Consider the following 17,899-nt stretch of genomic DNA (forward strand, 5'->3'; position numbering starts at 1 on the left):
TGATTTATTCCAGCGCGCCCGCGGCTTTTTTCCAGGCGCCAACGCCTCCGGTCAGGTTCACAACGGGCGACAGTCCCATATCCATGGCCACCACCGCCGCCATGGCAGAACGCCCACCCGATGCGCAATAGAACACGTAAGTCTTATATTGACTGAACTCCGGCTTGTGCGCAGGATTTTCCGGGTCGATGTGGAATTCCATCATGCCGCGCGACGATGCGACAGCACCCTCAATGACGCCGGTTTTGGCCTGTTCCGTACCATCGCGCAGATCGACAAAAACGTGATCGGGCGAGCCTACCAAGGCCAATGCCTCTTCGGCACTGATCGCAGGCACCGCTTTCATGGCCACCTTTACGATGTCTTTCGCGCTTTTGGTGATCGTCTGAGCCATGTTTGGTTTCCTTTTTCGATTGGTTTTGAGCCAGTCCAATAGTACGTCGAGCGGCCAATTTATGGCACCGCTACAGCCGTATGCGCAGGCAGAGGCCACATGAGTTTCTGTGCCGCTCTCAGTCAAATTGCGAGATCAAGACGGGGCTTCCAGAACGGGCGGAACAGCTCGATCTTGGGGCAGCGGTTCATCACCACCTTCAGCCCCGCTTCTTCGGCAAGCGCGGCCGCGCGGTCATCATAAACGCCGATTTGGCCCCAAAGCACCTTGGCACCGATTGCAATGGCTTTCTCGGTGATCGCGTAAAGTTCCTCTTTCGGGCGGAAGACCTCGACCATATCCACGGGCCGGCCGATCTCTTCCAGCGAATGAACGACAGGTATGCCGCGAATTTCGATCAGCTTTGGGTTTGGATTGACAGGGATCATGTCATAGCCCGTTTCGTGCAGCACACGCAGCACGCCATAGCTGAACTTGGTCTTGTCGCCACTGGCCCCCACCATCGCAATGGTTTTGACCGAACGCAGGATGTCCGCCAGATATTCGGGCGCGTAATCATACAGGTGATCGATGTCAGCTTCGGGCATTTAAGCCTCCTTAGGGGTCGCGATATCCGCCTTCAGCTCATGCGGCTCCAGCGGATCAAGGAAGGGGTTGCGATAAAGTTTGTCGTGGCTTTCGACGCCGATTTCCAATATGCAATCGCTCACTGCGCGGGCCACACACAGCAGAACATAGCCATTGTTGATCTGGCGATTGTTCAACGCCACTTGCCTGCGCTGATCCACTTCGCCAACGGTCAGTTTGGCCGCACAGGTGATGCAGCCGCCGTATTTGCAGCCATAGGGCAGATCGACTCCCTGTTCGCGTAAAGCGTCTAGCAACGGACGGCGGGCGTCGACCTGATAGGTCGCATCATCGCGGTTGGCGATTGTGATTGTGCGGGTTTCGCTCACAGCCAGATGTCGCTTGTACAATCGCCACCGGGATAGCGGGTTTCATGGCAGCGGCTTGGTCCGTTTGGCTCTTTGCCAAAATCAACAACGAAATCTTCGTTGATTTTCATACCGCCGTTTTCGACATCACAGTCGATCATCAGCATGACACCGCCCTGGGTGCGAATTTCCGGATAGAACTGGTTGTCCCAGGTCGAGAACAGCGAGGTCGTGACATAAAGCCGTTTGCCATCAAGCGAGAGCTGATACATTTGCGGCCCGCCTGCCACTTTGACGCCATTGACCTCGGGCGCTTTGCCCAAAAGCCCGCCCATCCAAACCTGCCCGGTCAAAACAGGATTATGCGGGTCAGAGATGTCGTACTGGCGCATATCGCCGTGCAACCAGTTATTGAGGTAAAGGTATTTGTCGTCCATCGATACAAGGATGGCCGACATCACACCGGGCACGGGAATAGGCCATTCGGGATGCGGTTCATTCTCCACATCAATGATCTTTTCCCATTCCCATTTCCCAGCTTCGGACTTCCAGAAATGGATGACATTGGCGCTAAGCGCGGCACCGCAGAACCCATGTGTACTGTCAGGATCATGCAGAAACTTTACCTCCAGCGGGATCAGGCCGTCTTCGCCGAGATACATCGTCTCGACCGGCACCTTTTTCTCAAAATCCCAGATGTGCAGGCGGCGACCGTATTTCAGGTGGCCCACTTCTTCCAAATCAAACCCTGGCATGAATGTGTTGGGTGCGGCCCATTCGGAACTGACCATCACGTTATGGCGCGGCTGGTACCAGAAGTCATAACCAAACGGGATATCGCCCATTGAGTTTTCCCAACGACCAACGATCTCGAATTCTTTGTTGAGGTGCAGATAACCACCCGGCGCTTCGCCCTGTGCGTCACCTAAGAAGGAAATGATGATCTCAGAGCCCAAACAATGCACGGTGTGTGGGCCGCTCAGATTGGTTTTTGACTTGATCTCGGCCCCGTCAATCACCTTATGAAGGCGCAGAGCAAACGGGTCCGTCGCGGTGTCGATCACATAGATATTGTTGGATCGCACGCCTGGCACCAGCAGGTATTTACGGCTCATGCCCGCGTCGTCGTGGCAGGAAGAACAGGCATTCCAGCCCATGTGATGCAATTCATCCCCGATGCCGGGCATCTCTAAGCGATGGATGACTTGTGAATAGGTCGGGCTTTCCGGGTCGGCGTCCACGGTGGCTAGGTAGTCCGGCTTTTGAATGCCGGTACCGGTGTAGATGGCAATTGTGTACAAGAGTTTTTCACGCGGCGCTTTGATCGCCTCGGCAGGGCTTGCATACCCCGGGCCACAACATGCTCCGTTCATCTTCACATTCCTCCCTTGCGATCATTTGAAGATTCTCGTAAATCGATAAAAAGATTCTCGCAAGGTAAAAATATGCATCTGGAACGCCTGACATTCATCCTCGAAGTTGTTGGACAAAAGGGCGAGGCTACAGTGGCCGAGATTTGCGCTCATTCTGACCTGCCTAAGCCGTCTGCCTACCGGTTGGTGCAGGACCTCGTCGGTGTGGGTCTACTGGAACCTGTTGCCCGTGGTACATTCACAATCGGCTCCCGCCTGAAGCGGATCACGAAAAGTGACCACTCTGACCGTGCACTGCTAGAGGTGATTGCGCCTGCGCTAAAGCAAGCCGCTAAACAATATGGCACCGCATTTTTCCTGTCCCGTCTGCGCGGAAAATCCGTGGAAATTATTCACGTTGAAACACCTGACACTGGGGTCTCCTATCTCCATCCCGGTTTGGGGAAACGACCCTTGCATGCCTGTTCCTGCTCTAAGGCCGTTGCTGCATTCTCACCCGACTTGTTTTTGACCAGCGAAATGGAAGGCCGGCTGCGCGCCTACACCGAATTCACCCTGACAAACGTGCAGGACTTGGAAGCCGAGTTTGACACCATTCGCAATCGCGGCTTCGCAGAATGCGTGGAAGAGATTGAGCGCGGCATGTGTTCGGTGGCAGCTCCCCTTGCGCCAAGCGGGCCAGGTTCCACGATGTCCATCGGTGCAACCGGATCGGTACGGGTCTTTACGCCAGCGTTCCGCGAAAAACTTGGTCCCCAGATCTCCCTTATTGCGCGTGAAATGTCTGCAAATTTGGGTTGGGACGCGGCGCAGGATGCCAAAATATCAGGCTAACTTTTAGGTGGTCTTCGAATGTGGGCCTCTTCTAAATCTGATCTGAACTGACCTCCGCTCCACACAAACAAAAAAAGCAACGCCGGACGTTCGAACGTCTCGCAGCATCAGTCAGTAAGAGCTCAGAGCCGACCTCAGATGCGGCGCGGCATCTGCCAGTTTCGCAGAACTAGCATCGTGGCAGAACGGCCCATAAGAGACATTCTACAACCGAGCGGATTACTGAAATACAGCGTTGCAAACCGGCGTTTGCTGCCCGTGCATACCCATTCGCAGCAAAATCTACACTATCCGGGAAAGACCGGTATTGGTCACGACAGCGGTCGTTCTAACATTTTGGCTGCAGACAAGCTGTCAGGCGGTACAAAAATCTCGCAGTATCGAGTTAAAGAGCCCCGGCTTCTCTAAATGCGTCGCGTGAGCACATCCAGGTATCACGGCGAGGTTGGCGTCGGGAATTGATTGCCACAATTGTTCGGTTTGGCTCCATGGATAGGTCCGATCCCGGTCACCCCAAACCACCAACGTACGGGTCATGATATCCGCCAAATGTTTGGCGCCGCTCCAACTTTCCATTGCGTCGAGCCCAATTAGCATGGTTTGCAGGCTGCATTGTTCTGCAATCATAGCACAGTCCTCATAGGCCGCAGCTTTTCCCCGATCAAGAAACCAGGTTGCCGCAATACGTCTGGCTGTGGCTCTTGGTCCTTCTGTATTGGCCCGATGCTTTGAGGTGTCGATTGTCTCAAACCGGCCGGGTAAAATGCCGATTGTTCCGGTTCCGTACAGCACCAACTGGTCGATGCGGTCGGGTGCACGGGCAACCATTTCCTGAACGATCATCCCGCCCATTGAATGGCCGATCAGGATAAACCGCTCAATCCCACGCGCGCTTAATTCTCTCAGCGCCCACTCGGCAAAGCCCGCAATACTGGCGGGGGCCTCGAGATGTGCGTTTTCACCAAATCCCGGTAGATCCAGGGCCACGACATTGAAACCGGCCAGAGCATCGACTTGCCCCAACCAATGCCGACTGCCGCCCAAAAATCCATGGACGAATACGACAGGTGTCATTTGCGCCCACCCTGTACAATGCGATCAAGGATCATGGCGCAGAAAAGGATCGCAAACCCGGCGAGGATGCCTTGGCCCACATTGGCATATTGCAACGCTTCCAGCACGTCCTCACCCAGCCCCTTGGCGCCAATCAGCGAGGCCACGACGACCATCGCCAGCGACAACATAATCGTCTGGTTGATCCCCGCGCGGATCGATGGGCTTGCTAATGGAAGATCTACCTTAGTGAGCAAGTACCACTTATTGGCACCGAAACTAATAGCTGCTTCGCGCACGCTTTCTGGTACACCACGCAGACCAAGAACGGTCAATCGTACCACCGGTGTGCCGCCAAAAATCATCGTGACCACAACCGCCGCTGGCTTTCCAACGCCGAAGAACGCAATCACAGGCACCATGAACACGAAGGCTGGCATGGTTTGCATGAAATCCATGATCGGCTGGATAAACGCATAGAACCGTGGGCGACGGGCAGCAAACATGCCGAGCGGAATTCCGATAACAATCGACAGACACGCCGCTGTCCCCAACAAGGCCAGCGTCGTCATGGCACCTTCCCAGAAACCCAGCAGGCCCATATAGGCCAGAAATGCGCCCGAATAGATCGCCGTTCTGATGCCCGCTGTCAGCCAGGTCAGCAGAATAATCAAGCTCGCAATCACGATCCATGGCGTCTGAACCAGTATGACCTCTAGCGCATCCAACAGAGTGCGGATGCCGAATGTCAGCCCATCAAAGAAGGTCTCGCTGTTGCGTACGCACCAGGCGATGAAATCTTCTACCCAAGTGATACTGGTCAGGCGGATGTTTGGGTCTGTCGGAAAATGGCTAAGCAGTGAAAAGCGCCCTGGGAAGCTGTAATGCAACATTGCCGCGGCGACGATTAACGCCATGAAGATTGCGCTGAACACGATCTGCGACACCGGCATGGCCGAACGGATCGAACGATCCGATAGCCACTCCGAGAAACGCGCCTCAAGCGCCCAGTTCGCCACCTGTGACTGTATGAATTTGACGATGATCAGTATGATCAGGCCGGTTAGAATGATGTAAGGACCTTCAGCTGCCATCGCCTCGGCCTCGGCACGGATACCTCCTATGTTTTCTTCAAGCGAGTCCACCGTTCGCTGATAGACATCGATCTTGTCCGAGTTGTTTTCGATAGCCGCCGCCAATTGCTGACGGCGCAGTTCAAGCGTCCCTTCAATCGATGCAATACGCTCCATTGCCTCGGCTGCCAGATCGCCGAACAACCCTCGCGCAATCTGCACAAAGGCTATTGTTTCGAGGATCAGAAATGGTAACGCCCATGACCACAGACCTCGCGCACCGAACCAGACCGGACCAAACAATCCGGCCATCAGATTGAAAGTTGGTGTAAAGCGGGACGATGCACCAATCTTGTCGAAATTACGGATATAGTAGTCAGGGCTGGTGCGTACAAATGTGCGAATGTTTTCACGCCGCTCTTCGGCATAGGCAAGGGCCGCTTCGCTTTCGGTATCTTCCAGCGGGTTCACATCAGAAATGCTCATGACACTTCGGTCCCTTCGATCACGGTGCGCAACAGATCGGCACGGGTTATGACGCCAACATCCACGCCGCCGTCCTCCACAAGGATTGCGCTACTGTTGTCGATCGCCAGATTGATCAGCGTGCTCAGATTTTCGTCTTCATTCACGCGCGGGGCATCCGCCGATAGCGGCCCATGGGCCGCAATATGTTCTGGAATTGGCCGCATGACCGCATGGGCGCGCACCACTTTGAGGCGTGAAATACCTGCAACGAAATCAGCCACATAGTCATCAGCGGGGTTCATCACGATGTCTTCGGCTGTCCCGATCTGCACCACCTTGCCGTCCCGCATGATGGCGATCCGATTGCCGATACGGACGGCTTCATCAAGGTCATGGGTAATGAAGATTGTAGTCTTCTTGAGAATCTTGCTCAGCCGGATGAATTCATCCTGTAATTGTCGCCGGATCAGCGGATCAAGGGCCGAAAACGGTTCATCCATCAAAAGCACGTCGGGGTTGGCGGCCAAGGCGCGGGCCAGACCCACACGTTGTTGCATGCCACCGGACAGCTCGTGTGCGAACTTTGACCCCCAGGCGCCCAGTTCGACAATATCGAGAATAGCAGCAGCCTGACGCATGCGTTCATTCTTGCTGACCTGTCGGATTTCCAGTGGCATTGCCACGTTATCCAACACCGACCGATGCGGCATCAGCGCAAAGTTCTGAAACACCATACCGATTTTGTTGTTGCGAAACTGCTGAAGCTCTTTTGGCCCCAAGGCCATGACATCAGTGCCTTCGATTTCGATCTTACCAGCTGTCGGCTCCAGCAGTCGGTTGAAATGGCGAACCAGGGTGGATTTACCGCTGCCTGACAGACCCATGATGCAAAAAATCTCACCCCGGTTTACCGACAGGCTGACATCAGCGACGCCGACAACACAGTTGTATTCGGCCAGCACTTGGGACTTGTCCAACCCGCGGTCGCGGATCGCCTGCAGCGCCACCTCGGGTCTGCCTCCGAAAATTTTCCAGACATTCGAAATTTCGATAACGGTGTCGTCGCTCATAGGTCCTCCAGAGATCTGCTTTTGGGTGGCGCCAGCAGATGCCGCCACCCTGTTTCTGGAAGTGGGATCAGAGACCCAGCCAAGCGTCGACGCGATCCGGGTTCGCTTCGACCCATTCGCGGGCAACCTCTGCCGGATCGCGACCTTTGCCGCTGATCTCATAGGCGAAACCGCTGACATCATCTGCAGTCAATGCGAAATTCGCGAAGAAATCAGCAATCGCAGGTGATCGGTCTGGCAACGTATTGGACCATGCGATCTGGACGTTCTTCAGGGCGTCTTTGGTGGCAACACTGGATTTGCTATACCAATCCGGATCGTCCGATGGCTGCACCATCACGTATTTTGCCGGGTCGAACGTCGGCTCGCTCAGCATTTGAACGTCGAACATGTACCAGACCGCGTGTGGCTTGTAGCAATAGAAGGCATAGCCCTCGCCTTTGGCGATGCTGTCTTTGATACGCGCGGTCTTCACGCTTTCTTCTGCACGCACGGGCTCGATGAAATCAAGCAGACCGTAGTCGCGCGTTTTAACCTCATTCACATTGGCCGACGCCCAGCCCGGGGCGCCAATCCACATCTCACCCTTGCCATTGCCGTCGCTATCCATCAGGGCAGCGACGTCAGGGCGGCCCAGATCAGCTATGTCGGTGATATTGTTGGCCTCACCAAAGTCCTTACTAACGCAAAAGCCCTGATTGCCTTCATAGGGGTTCGACGACAGGGTTACTGTGCCCGCTTCGTCTACATATTTCTTGGTAAAGCTTTCCTGATTGGGTAGCCACACATCAGGATGCACGTCGATGTCACCTTTGCCCTGATCCATGGCTTGAAAGATGGTTGCATTGTTACCGGGCACATATTCAACCGTCCCGCCGATGCGCGTTTCAACAACGGCACCCAGAAGATGAGCGATTGCCTGCGCCCCGGTCCAAGACGGCACACCAATTTTAACCTCTTCCGCCGCGAATGCGGGCATCGCATAGATACCTACCGCCGCTGCCATACCAAATGCCTTTAGCTTGTTTCTCATGATAGTCTCCTCTGTTGAATTGCGCCGTATTTTGGCGTCGTTTTTTTAGTCAATCTCATTCCCATCGCTCGGCGGTGTCGTACAAAGTCGTCTCGGGCTGCGACTTCGGACGGAAGGGGAAAAGGGGGACAAACCGCCAGGCCCTAGCTTGAAGTCTAGAGCATGAGGTTTTCTGAGGGCCAATTCGAACATTTCATCAAACTATTCCCGCAATGCATAGTTTTGAGTATGCTCGACCAATGCTTCCTTGGAAATGCAGGTACACACATTGGATTTGAACTGGCTGCGCGATTTTGAATGCCTCGCCCGGACACTGAACTTCACCCGAGCCTCCGATGAACGCAACATCACACAATCCGCATTCAGTCGTAGAATCAAAGCGTTGGAGAGCTGGGTCGGGCTGCCTCTGGTCAATCGCGCCACCTATCCTGTTCAATTGACAGAAGCAGGTCAACAATTCTTGCCGGTCGCTTTAGCGGCGATCTCACAACTGTCAGAATCCCGTCAATCGCTGCGGGATGCCGATCGTGGGGATAGCCGTTTCATCCGGTTTTCGGTCCTCCACACGATCGCGGTTAATTTTTTGGCAAGTCGCATCGAAGAGTTGCAGATGCAAATTCCCGATCTGCGCACTCGAGTATTGTCCGATTCCCTAAGCACCTGCTGTGACCTGTTGGTCGAGGGCGCAGTGGACATTCTCTTGTGTTACAATCACCACTCGGTTTCACCGATGATTGATGAAACCGCATTTGAGCGAAAAGACCTGTTAAAGGATCGTCTGGTGCCAGTGGCTACAGCTAATTCAGCGCGTGCCATGGGTTGGAGTCTCGCAGAGCAGGATGGCCCACCCATCCCCTATCTGGCATATGACCGTTCTTCGTTTTTAGGCATGGTTGTAGAAAATACCATAGACCGCAAACCCCTGAACGCCGAGACGATTTATGTTGATAGTCTGGTTGAGACAATCAAGAGACGCCTGATTACCGGAAGCGGCTTTGCCTGGATGCCCGAAACCGCGATTTCGCCAGAGCTGGACGCAGGATTGCTGGTGCCAATCGGCGATGACGCGTGGTGTGCCACCTTGACGATTTCCGCATTTGCCAATCCGGCGACCTTTGATCAGACAGCGCAACAGCTTTGGGACCAATTATGAACAAAGGTATCTGTTGACTTACAGATTGCCTCCGAACGCTGTGGCGCACTTATTCAATCGCCTAAACTTGCCCTGCGTGGGAAAATTCGACAATCGCCTGGACAAGCAGGTCAATCGTATCAATGGCATTGACCTCGGCCGCAACACTATCAGCGATGAGCGAGAATTCTGAGCAAGCCACAAGCTGCAGGTCGGCCCCTGCGGCAACAAGTTCTTTCGAGGCAACTCTTAGTGTTTCGCGCCCTTCATTGCACGGGCCGTCAGTCTTAATTTTTCGGATCGCTGCAAGCATTTTTTCATCGTCTGCCGGCCAAACAACCGAAAGCCCGCGCGTTTGCAGCGTTGTCTCGAATAGATAAGTACGTTGTACGGCTGGCGAGGCAAGCATTCCGATACATCCCCCTGACCCAAGCGTCCGAGCTGCATATTCAGCTGCCAGTTCGATCAAGTTCAGCAAGGGGATGTCCACGGAATCCGTAATCGCCTTGGCATAGTGATGGGCGGTGTTGCACGGCATCGCCAGCGCCAAGGCTCCAGCTTCTTCAAGCCGACGCGCCATAGCGGCAAGTGTCGGCCCCGGATCCTCTCCGACGCCCTCGAGCAGATGACGAACCCGCGACGGCACCTGCGGGTTCATGTCGATCAACAAAGGTATGTGGTCTTGGTCATCAGTTGCGGGTACGTCCGCCACCAGCTTGCGCTGGAGGAGGATAGTCGCTTCGGGGCCCATACCGCCAAGAATTCCAACCGGGCGCAGTGTCATGGTTCAGACAGTCACCCAGCGGTTTTGATGATCAAAGGCAAAATCATACCCCCCAAGGGCTGCGGCACCCCCTGTGTGCAGGAACACAATCCGTTCGCCGTTGAACTCACCCTTCCGTGCAAGATCAATCAGACCGGCTGCACCCTTGGCGGAATAGCACGGATCGAGAAGGATGCCTTCGAGCTCTGCAAACATCTGGATCGCCTCTATGCCGCTTGTCGTTGGCAGGCCATAACCCTCGCCGACATAGTCAGTATTGGCCTTCACGTCTTCGCGCTTGACCACACCTGCGCAGCCCAGTTTTTCAGCAGTTTTGCAGGCGAGGTCAAAAACCATCTGTTCTTGCTTGGGCTGAGGCGCCCTTGTGCCGATGCCCAGAACGGGCACCTGCGCATTCATGGCACACATGCCCGTCACCAATCCGGCCTGCGTTCCTGAAGAACCGGTTGCATGCACCAATCTGTCAATTTGCAAACCACTGTTATTTGCTTGTGCCAACAGTTCGAAGGCCGCGTTAACATAGCCAAGTGCGCCGGTCGGGTTCGATCCGCCGCCAGGAATGACATAGACATTGTGCCCTTCCGCGCGCTTCTTTTCGGCTGCTTTTTCCATCTCACCCGGCATGTCGTGGCCGCCGGGAAACTTCTCGGTAGTTGCGCCATGCAAATGGTCTAGAAGGACGTTACCGTTCGTATTGTAGTTTCCATTTTGGTAACCGGTGCGATCCTCCAAAAGGATGTGACAAGCAAGCCCCAGCTTGGCGGCAAATGCAGCCGTCTGCCGACCGTGATTGGTTTGCGTGGCCCCTTGGGTCATCACCATGTCGGCACCCTGCGCTTCGGCCTCAGCCATTAGAAATTCAAGCTTGCGGGTCTTGTTGCCGCCGGTCGACATACCGGTGCAATCATCGCGTTTGATCCATATTTCGACCCCCAGCTCTTTTGACAATCGAGTCATGTGTTCAAGCGGTGTTGGAAGATGGGCAAGATGCAGGCGGGGAAAACGGGCAAGGTGCATGTCATGGTTCCTAATATTTGCTTTTGTCAAGTTACTACGCGCTGAGGCGCATTCATAATTCGAACTTCGGTACATAAATTGCAGGAATTGCATGTTGTCACGAACTGCACTATCGATCCGCCATGCGTCTTGAGTGGATCGATGATATATTAGCCGTGCTTGATAGCGGCTCTCTCGCCCGCGCCGCTGAAAAGCGATTGCTGACGCAATCTGCGTTTACTCGGCGGGTGCGGCTTATCGAAGACAACATCGGCGCAACGCTGTTTGATCGCCGCCGCAAGCCAGTCTCTTTGATGCCAGGCGTGCGGGAACTGGAATTTGAATTACGTGAACTCAGCACCCGGCTGCAGAGGCTTCGACACACCTTAAAGACAGCGAGTGATCAGCTAGGCAAATCGCTGTCTTTTGTTTGCCAACACGCGCTCACCACGACAATTTCACCCGAAATTGTTCGTGTTTTAACTGAAGCTGGCGAAATCTCGGTTCGTGTGCGTTCAGGAAATCAAGACGAGTGCCTGATGCATCTGATTTCAAAAGAAGTTGATTTTGCCATCATGTACGCGGTGCCTGATGACAGTATTCAAGAACCCGCTAACGCGTTTGAAACCAAAACACTCGGGATGGATACTTTGATTCCAGTCTGTGCGCCTACTGTGCGCACGCAAGTGACGGAAGACGTAATTCCTACAATCAGCTACCCGCCCGAAGTCTTTCTCGGGCAGGTCTATTCCAGAATGATTGCGCCGCGATTACCTGAAGGTAAAACCGCAGTACCCAGAGCTGAAACCGCACTTACGTTGGCCATACTACAATACGCCTTGAATGAAATCGGCATCGCGTGGTTGCCCCGCTCTCTAGTGGCGACCCACCTTTCTGAGGGCGCGCTTGTGTGTATTGACGACGTGCTGCCCACACAGCTTCTGGCAATCAGGGTAGTCCGCTTGGCAGAATCTCAGCCAGATCACGCAGAGCAAATATGGAAACAACTTGAAGACATTTTAAGTTTCTAGTTTTCCCTCTGCACTCTCTATCCCAAATGGCAAGCCGCCCCTAATCAGAAGGGCTTGATTTTCCCTTACACACCCTTCCGAAAAAAACGAAGCCCACACGCAAAACGCTTCGTTATCGCAAATACTGCTACATCCTAAACACCTGATCCTGGCAGCAGTCGTCTCTCGAACATGCCCAGCTGCCAAAGAAGCGATACAAGCGAGTGGCCACTTTGACCGTTGTGGTTTTTGAAATTCGAATACGCGGCGAACGTCTGCTTTCCGCCCTGGCAGCTAGGACTTTCAATCAGTCGGCGCTTCGCTTTCAATTGGTCGAGCCATCTTCCCGTTAACGTCTGCTTCCACTCCCGTACTAATTGCCTTTGGCGTCTGCGGCAAACTTCCGCATTCCGCCCATTCTTTAGAAAAACAACGTGTTCTGGCGCAAAGAGTTACGGCGCAGCCCACACCGTCGCACTTGTCTTGGGGCCAGCGGGATTTGGACTAGCCAAACGCCCCTGGCCATCAGGGGAAAGACGCTGCCTTCCCCCTCGGGCAACCCTATTAGACAGAACCGTGTCCTCGGCTGTGCCTGCGGGCCGCGCCACCCCCGTCGAATAGCATTGCCTCGCCTCCATCCGCGTTCGCCACGTGGCAGATCAGCAGGAATAGGCAGCTTCGCTGTCAGACCTACAAATCAGCTTTGATTTTCCTAGAGGGGGGATCAGATCAAACCAAACTGTCTGCGGGAGTATGAAATGGGGGCGGCGTGCTAGTTGATGACGCAAAGGTCAAATTCAACTGATGTCCAACGTTGGGGCGCCTTCTGATGTCGAACGTTCACTGCTTTTCTGGTCCAACTATGACGGTTGGGTCAGGTTCGTGTGACGTTCAACAGGAAACCAGTGGCGGACCGAGGAGGATTCGAACCCCCGACCCCTTGATTCGTAGTCAAGTACTCTATCCAGCTGAGCTATCGGTCCGCGTTGGTGAGGCGCTATGTAGACCCGGTATTCGGGACGTGCAAGTTGATTCTGTAAAAATAATTCAAAAAGCCCCATCGCCCCGCGGGAGGCGAATTTCAAAGGTGGTACCTGTTGACCCTGTCTCGGTCAGAACAAGGTCACCCCCATGGCCCCGCAACAGTTCCTGTGAGATCGCCAAGCCCAGACCCGACCCGCCTTTGCGGACGCCACCCTGAAAGGGTGTGAACAGATTTTCACGCGCTTTGGCCGGCAGGCCCGGCCCTGTGTCGCTGATCTGAATACACCAGTTGGCGTCCTGCTCTTGCCCGGACAGGGTGATCCGACCGGGCTTTCCTGATGCAACCAGCGCCTGACGGGCATTTCGAACGAGATTCATCATGACACGGAAAATCTGTTCAGGATCAGCTCGTACGACCAACTCTTCCGGCACATCATTGATGATCTCGACACAGGCATCGGCAACGGCAAGTTTCTCGCTAGCAACCACATCCTCGGCCACAGTGCGGAGCGGAACCAGTGTAAGCGACGGTGCAGGTTCTTCAGCGCGGCCAAATGCCAATGTGCTTTCGCACAGGGTTACCGCTCGGGTGATCGAGTTCACCAGCTTAGGGGCCATGCGACGCACCAACGGGTCTTCGCTGGATTCGATCCGGTCGGTAAACAGCTGGGCCGAGGTCAGAATGTTGCGCAGATCGTGGCTTACCTTGGCCACAGCCCCGCCCAGCTGCGCCAGACGCTCGCGCTGTTTCAGGGCCTGGGTCAGTTCGGTTTGCAACTGTTTCAGCGCCTCTTCGGCCTCGCGCAGCTCGGTCACTTTGGAATCCGGTGAGATGATTCCACGGGCATCTTCGGGGGCGCTGGCATAGCGCTGCATATATCCGACAACGCTTTTGATGGGCTTTACCAGAACCACCCGAACCGCAAGAAACAGGAAAAAAGCCGTGATGATCGAAATCACAAATGACAGGCCCAGAATGCGTAACCCATAATCCGTCATCGCCATACGCAAAGGCATGCTGTCAGTCGTCACCTCAATCAGCAGACCTGCGCCTTTCACAGGCTCGCCAATTACACGGATGACTTCATTTTCCGGCGTGAACAACCGCACGACAGCATCCCGGATCAAAACCCATGGTCGCGCGTCACGCAGGTCATAGGTCTTGCTGATCTGCCCTGGAATAGGAGAGGACAGCATCAACTGGCGCATCTCGTCTCGCCGTAGAACCACGTTATAGACGCCCGCATTGGCCAGCAGTTCAGCCTCAAGGTCCTCGGCCAGCATATCATCGGCCAACAAAGCGAGCGATGCGATCTGAGCGCGCTCCAGCCGGTTCAGCAGGAAATCTTCGCGGAATCGCGCAATCGAAGGGACAAAAATCAGAACCTCGGCCAACATCACGAAGACCGTCGTCAGGATCAGAAATCGGCCTGACAGCGAGTTCACATTGCTCTCCCTTCCAGGTCAGGGCATCCAGCGCTGGACGAACCTGACCACACGTTTAACCGTTTGATTCTCAAACAGCCTTGGAGAGAAATAAGCGCCCGCCACCCGTTTGTTAAGCTCTCCAATCGTCGGATAGGGCGAAACCATCGCGGCGACCTGCCCCATCTTCAGATTATTGGCCAAGGCCAGCGACCACAAGTTGATCAGTTCGCCCGCCTGATGACCAACGATTGTGGCCCCTACCGGACGGCCTTTGACGACCATGACCTTGATGAAACCATTCGTTTTACGCTCGGAAATGGAGCGGTCGTTGTGGTGATAGTCAAACCGCGCAATTTCCATCTTATCGCCATGCTCGGCGCGCGCCTGCACCTCGGTCAGGCCAACCTGCGCCAGCTCGGGGTCGGTGTAGGTCGCCCAGGGGATATGTGCGGTTTTCGCCTTGGAGGGCAGCCCAAACAGCGCCGAACGAATGATAATCCCCGCGTGATAGCCCGCCACATGAGTGAATTGCAGCCCACCCGCGACATCTCCGATCGCATAGACCCTGCGGTTCGTGGTGCGCAGGGTGTCATCGACCTTGATGCCGGTTCGGATGGGCTCGATCCCGGCAGCGGCAAGGTTGAGGCGGTCGGTATTGGCCTTTCGCCCCGCAGCCAGCAGCAGATGCGTGCCCGAGAAGATCTCGCCGTTCTCGGTCACCACTTCAACCGCGCCATCGGAGCCGCGAATCTGTGCCACCATCGCCTGTTCATGGATCGCAACGCCCTCGGCGCGCAAACTGTCCAGCACGACCTCTGCCGCCTCGGGGTCATCCTTGCCCAGCGCCTTTTGCCCTTCGATGACTGTGACCTTGCAACCGAGCCGAATATGCGCCTGCGCCATCTCCATCCCGATGGGGCCACCGCCGATGATCAGCAGATGATCGGGCTTGTCGCGCAGATCAAAGATAGTCTCGTTGGTATAATACGGCACCTTGTCCAAACCGGGTATCGGCGGGACCAAGGGGGATGAACCTGTTGCAATCACAACCCGCCGCGCGGCGATCAGGTGATCCCCCGCCTGTACCTGTGTTGGAGAGACGAAGCTGCCAAATTCCCGGATCACCTTGACGCCAAAGCCTTCGAACCGCTCTTGGCTGTCCATCGGCTCGATCTGCGCAATCACATCATGCACGTGGTCCTTGGCGGCGGCGTAATCCACCTGTGGCACCACATCCGCCACACCCAGCGCCGAGGCATGCGCCTGCCCATAGGCGGCCTTGCCGCTGGCAATCAGGGCCTTGGACGGGACGCAGCCGAAATTCAGACAATCGCCGCCCATCTTGTGACCTTCCAGCAGGATCACATCCGCACCCATCTGGCTCGCCCCCGCGGCGACCGACAGCCCACCTGACCCGGCCCCGATCACCAGGATATCGGATTTCAGTTCTTGCATGATCAGCTGTCCTTTTGGCCGCGCAGCGTTTTGATCAGAATGGGCAGAGCCGCCAGCACACACAAGCCGATGATGGGGCCGATGACAAAAGGCTCCCACAGCAGTGAGACATCCGGCGTTTCACCTCGGTCGAATACACCGCCCAGCCCGACGCCGATCCAAGTATAAACGATGCCACCGGGAATGATGCCCAGCGCCGTGGTGAACAGAAAGTTGCGGAACTTCACCCCCACCAGCGCCGGCACCAGATTGGCCACAAAGAACGGAACCACCGGGACAAGGCGCAGCAGGAACAGGACCGAGATCTCATTCTCGCGCAGGCCGTCCTTCAGCTTTTTGATCGTGCCTTCCGAGGCCTCAAGACGCGCCGTCAAGGACGCCCCCAACCCCCAGCGCGCCGCCAGAAAGATCACCGAGGCGCCGATGGTTGCTGCAAAAATGTTGAAGACCGTGCCTGCGAAAAGGCCAAACAGGAACCCTCCGGTCATCGATGCCACCGCAGCGCCGGGCAGCGAGAACGCAACGATGGCAATGTAAATCGCTATGAACGCACCTGCCATTGCCCAGTAATTGGCATCACGCCAACCCAAAAGGGCCTCTCGGTTGTCGCGCAGGGTTTCAAAAGTCAGGTATTCACCCAGTGTAAAGTAACCCACAGCGGCTACGGCAAGAATCACCAGCAAAGGAATATGTCGCGCAAGCCCGCTGCGCGGGGCCTGAGTTGTATCGCTCATAATGGTGTCCGGTTTTGTGCGTCTCATTCTGGCCTCAACATGCGACGTCACGCGCCCGGGCAACAGGGGCCTCACGCTGCCTTGATCTTTTCGACAGTGAATGTGAGGGTTTTGTGCCTAAAATCCGTATTTTTGAAATCTTTTAACGCGCGGGATTATAGAATTGTTGCAAAAGGCTGCAAAACCCCCACCAAGGGGTTTGACTTACCCCCCGCTTGGCAGTAGAGGACGGGCTTCGAACACCACGGGCAGGCGAATCCGCGCTGCACCCGACCGAATAGATTGGAGACGGAGCGATGAAACGCACCTATCAGCCTTCGAACCTGGTTCGCAAACGCCGCCACGGTTTCCGCGCGCGCATGGCCACCAAGGCCGGCCGCAAGATCCTGAACTCGCGCCGCGCACGTGGCCGCAAGTCGCTGAGCGCATAAACCGCTCACCGATCAGGTTATGAACATGACGCCGCCGGAGGCCCCTGAGGATGGTAAGAACCAACCTGGGGATACGCCCCCGGCGGCGTCCGTTTGCGCATCCGAAACTTTGACCATTCTCAGGAAACGATCCGAATTCCTGAACGCTGCGCGTGCGCGTCGGCAGGGCACATCATCAATGATGGTGCAGGCGCGCAAACGCGCCGAGGGCGAGGCGGACGGGATTCGCGTCGGCTTCACCTGTTCCAAAAAGGTCGGCAATGCCGTGGCTCGCAACCGGGCCAAGCGACGCCTGCGCGAAGCTGCGCGCGCGGTACTGCCTGAGAAGGGGCAGGACGGCTGGGATTACGTGCTGATCGGTCGCGCCGATGTCACAGCCGGACGCCCCTATGCGGCGCTGCTGGATGATTTGCGCTATGCTCTGCGTAAAGTCCATGCTGCGCGGAAATGACATTGCTCTCGCATATCCTTGCCTTACCCATTCGGGCGTACCGGTTGATGTTCAGCCCTTGGGTCGGGTTCAACTGCCGCTATCAGCCTACATGCTCGGCCTATGCGTTGGAGGCACTGGAAAAACACGGTGCCATCAAAGGCACATGGCTGGCCGCGCGACGGATTGGGCGCTGCCACCCTTTGGGTGGTGAGGGGTATGATCCGGTTCCGGACCGTGAAGATCACTCCTGACCCGTCGTCGGACTTGACCGGAGCGCAC

General features: G+C 55.6%; 19 protein-coding genes and 1 tRNA gene. 6 read left to right on the forward strand and 14 right to left on the reverse strand.

The window, feature by feature from the left end; all coding sequences use genetic code 11:
* Nucleotides 1-4: 4 nt before the first annotated feature.
* The 4 genes from AC2FLG_RS07750 to AC2FLG_RS07765 form a co-directional block, all read right to left on the reverse strand.
* Entirely contained in the window at nucleotides 5-394 is a 390-nt protein-coding gene (locus AC2FLG_RS07750; protein ID WP_496705741.1) for a rhodanese-like domain-containing protein, read from the reverse strand.
* 122 nt (nucleotides 395-516) lie between these two features.
* The gene (locus AC2FLG_RS07755) at nucleotides 517-981 is read right to left on the reverse strand and encodes a CoA-binding protein (RefSeq protein ID WP_496705743.1); all 465 of its coding nucleotides are present in this window, start codon (nucleotides 979-981) and stop codon (nucleotides 517-519) included.
* The gene (locus AC2FLG_RS07760; protein WP_496705745.1) at nucleotides 982-1,350 is read right to left on the reverse strand and encodes a 2Fe-2S iron-sulfur cluster-binding protein; all 369 of its coding nucleotides are present in this window, start codon (nucleotides 1,348-1,350) and stop codon (nucleotides 982-984) included.
* Nucleotides 1,347-2,702: a selenium-binding family protein gene (locus tag AC2FLG_RS07765; protein ID WP_496705746.1), complete on the reverse strand. Its 1,356-nt coding sequence runs from the start codon at nucleotides 2,700-2,702 to the stop codon at nucleotides 1,347-1,349. Before AC2FLG_RS07765 ends, AC2FLG_RS07760 begins: the two co-directional genes overlap by 4 nt.
* A 72-nt stretch (nucleotides 2,703-2,774) precedes the next feature.
* Between AC2FLG_RS07765 and AC2FLG_RS07770 the strand changes: the two genes are divergently transcribed.
* Nucleotides 2,775-3,536: an IclR family transcriptional regulator gene (locus AC2FLG_RS07770; RefSeq protein WP_496703447.1), complete on the forward strand. Its 762-nt coding sequence runs from the start codon at nucleotides 2,775-2,777 to the stop codon at nucleotides 3,534-3,536.
* 354 nt (nucleotides 3,537-3,890) lie between these two features.
* Here AC2FLG_RS07770 and AC2FLG_RS07775 read toward each other — a convergent pair whose 3' ends face one another.
* The 4 genes from AC2FLG_RS07775 to AC2FLG_RS07790 form a co-directional block, all read right to left on the reverse strand.
* Nucleotides 3,891-4,610: an alpha/beta fold hydrolase gene (locus AC2FLG_RS07775; protein ID WP_496705748.1), complete on the reverse strand. Its 720-nt coding sequence runs from the start codon at nucleotides 4,608-4,610 to the stop codon at nucleotides 3,891-3,893.
* A complete protein-coding gene (locus AC2FLG_RS07780) occupies nucleotides 4,607-6,148 on the reverse strand; it encodes an ABC transporter permease (RefSeq protein WP_496705750.1) in 1,542 nt (513 codons plus the stop codon). The genes AC2FLG_RS07775 and AC2FLG_RS07780 overlap by 4 nt, the downstream gene beginning before the upstream one ends.
* Nucleotides 6,145-7,200, reverse strand: a complete 1,056-nt coding sequence (locus AC2FLG_RS07785) for a quaternary amine ABC transporter ATP-binding protein (RefSeq protein WP_271952026.1) — start codon at nucleotides 7,198-7,200, stop codon at nucleotides 6,145-6,147. The genes AC2FLG_RS07780 and AC2FLG_RS07785 overlap by 4 nt, the downstream gene beginning before the upstream one ends.
* Nucleotides 7,201-7,267: 67 nt before the next feature.
* Entirely contained in the window at nucleotides 7,268-8,233 is a 966-nt protein-coding gene (locus tag AC2FLG_RS07790; protein ID WP_142639707.1) for an ABC transporter substrate-binding protein, read from the reverse strand.
* 253 nt (nucleotides 8,234-8,486) lie between these two features.
* Between AC2FLG_RS07790 and AC2FLG_RS07795 the strand changes: the two genes are divergently transcribed.
* Nucleotides 8,487-9,386 (forward strand): LysR family transcriptional regulator, encoded by a 900-nt coding sequence (locus AC2FLG_RS07795; RefSeq protein ID WP_281995973.1) that lies wholly within the window; start codon nucleotides 8,487-8,489, stop codon nucleotides 9,384-9,386.
* Between the two features lie 61 nt (nucleotides 9,387-9,447).
* On the opposite strand, the gene cuyB is transcribed toward AC2FLG_RS07795, so the two are convergent.
* On the reverse strand, nucleotides 9,448-10,149 hold the full coding sequence (gene cuyB / locus AC2FLG_RS07800; RefSeq protein WP_496705751.1) for a cysteate racemase: 702 nt from the start codon (nucleotides 10,147-10,149) through the stop codon (nucleotides 9,448-9,450).
* A 3-nt stretch (nucleotides 10,150-10,152) separates the two neighbouring features.
* Nucleotides 10,153-11,166, reverse strand: a complete 1,014-nt coding sequence (gene cuyA / locus AC2FLG_RS07805; RefSeq protein WP_496704054.1) for a D-cysteate sulfo-lyase — start codon at nucleotides 11,164-11,166, stop codon at nucleotides 10,153-10,155.
* Nucleotides 11,167-11,288: 122 nt separating this feature from the next.
* Here cuyA and AC2FLG_RS07810 point away from each other — a divergent pair, with 122 nt between their 5' ends.
* Nucleotides 11,289-12,176 (forward strand): LysR family transcriptional regulator, encoded by an 888-nt coding sequence (locus AC2FLG_RS07810; RefSeq protein WP_496705753.1) that lies wholly within the window; start codon nucleotides 11,289-11,291, stop codon nucleotides 12,174-12,176.
* Nucleotides 12,177-13,061: 885 nt separating this feature from the next.
* Here AC2FLG_RS07810 and AC2FLG_RS07815 read toward each other — a convergent pair.
* The 4 genes from AC2FLG_RS07815 to AC2FLG_RS07830 all read right to left on the reverse strand — a co-directional run bounded on the left by AC2FLG_RS07815 (nucleotide 13,062) and on the right by AC2FLG_RS07830 (nucleotide 16,756).
* Nucleotides 13,062-13,138, reverse strand: a tRNA-Arg gene (locus AC2FLG_RS07815).
* Between the two features lie 64 nt (nucleotides 13,139-13,202).
* Complete coding sequence (locus tag AC2FLG_RS07820; RefSeq protein WP_142639715.1) at nucleotides 13,203-14,585, reverse strand: ATP-binding protein; 1,383 nt, start codon at nucleotides 14,583-14,585, stop codon at nucleotides 13,203-13,205.
* 18 nt (nucleotides 14,586-14,603) lie between these two features.
* On the reverse strand, nucleotides 14,604-16,022 hold the full coding sequence (locus AC2FLG_RS07825; RefSeq protein ID WP_496705762.1) for a dihydrolipoyl dehydrogenase family protein: 1,419 nt from the start codon (nucleotides 16,020-16,022) through the stop codon (nucleotides 14,604-14,606).
* A 2-nt stretch (nucleotides 16,023-16,024) separates the two neighbouring features.
* A complete protein-coding gene (locus AC2FLG_RS07830) occupies nucleotides 16,025-16,756 on the reverse strand; it encodes a TVP38/TMEM64 family protein (protein ID WP_271952047.1) in 732 nt (243 codons plus the stop codon).
* 296 nt (nucleotides 16,757-17,052) lie between these two features.
* On the opposite strand from AC2FLG_RS07830, the gene rpmH reads away from it, so the two are divergent.
* Genes rpmH through yidD form a run of 3 tightly spaced genes read left to right on the forward strand, consistent with a single transcriptional unit; the run spans nucleotide 17,053 to nucleotide 17,871 of the window.
* Complete coding sequence (gene rpmH / locus AC2FLG_RS07835; RefSeq protein WP_005632162.1) at nucleotides 17,053-17,187, forward strand: 50S ribosomal protein L34; 135 nt, start codon at nucleotides 17,053-17,055, stop codon at nucleotides 17,185-17,187.
* Nucleotides 17,188-17,212: 25 nt separating this feature from the next.
* Complete coding sequence (rnpA, locus tag AC2FLG_RS07840; protein WP_142639721.1) at nucleotides 17,213-17,638, forward strand: ribonuclease P protein component; 426 nt, start codon at nucleotides 17,213-17,215, stop codon at nucleotides 17,636-17,638.
* Entirely contained in the window at nucleotides 17,635-17,871 is a 237-nt protein-coding gene (gene yidD / locus AC2FLG_RS07845; RefSeq protein ID WP_496705764.1) for a membrane protein insertion efficiency factor YidD, read from the forward strand. Before rnpA ends, yidD begins: the two co-directional genes overlap by 4 nt.
* Nucleotides 17,872-17,899: the final 28 nt, after the last annotated feature.

It is taken from the genome of Ruegeria sp. CDSA193 (assembly GCF_059611885.1).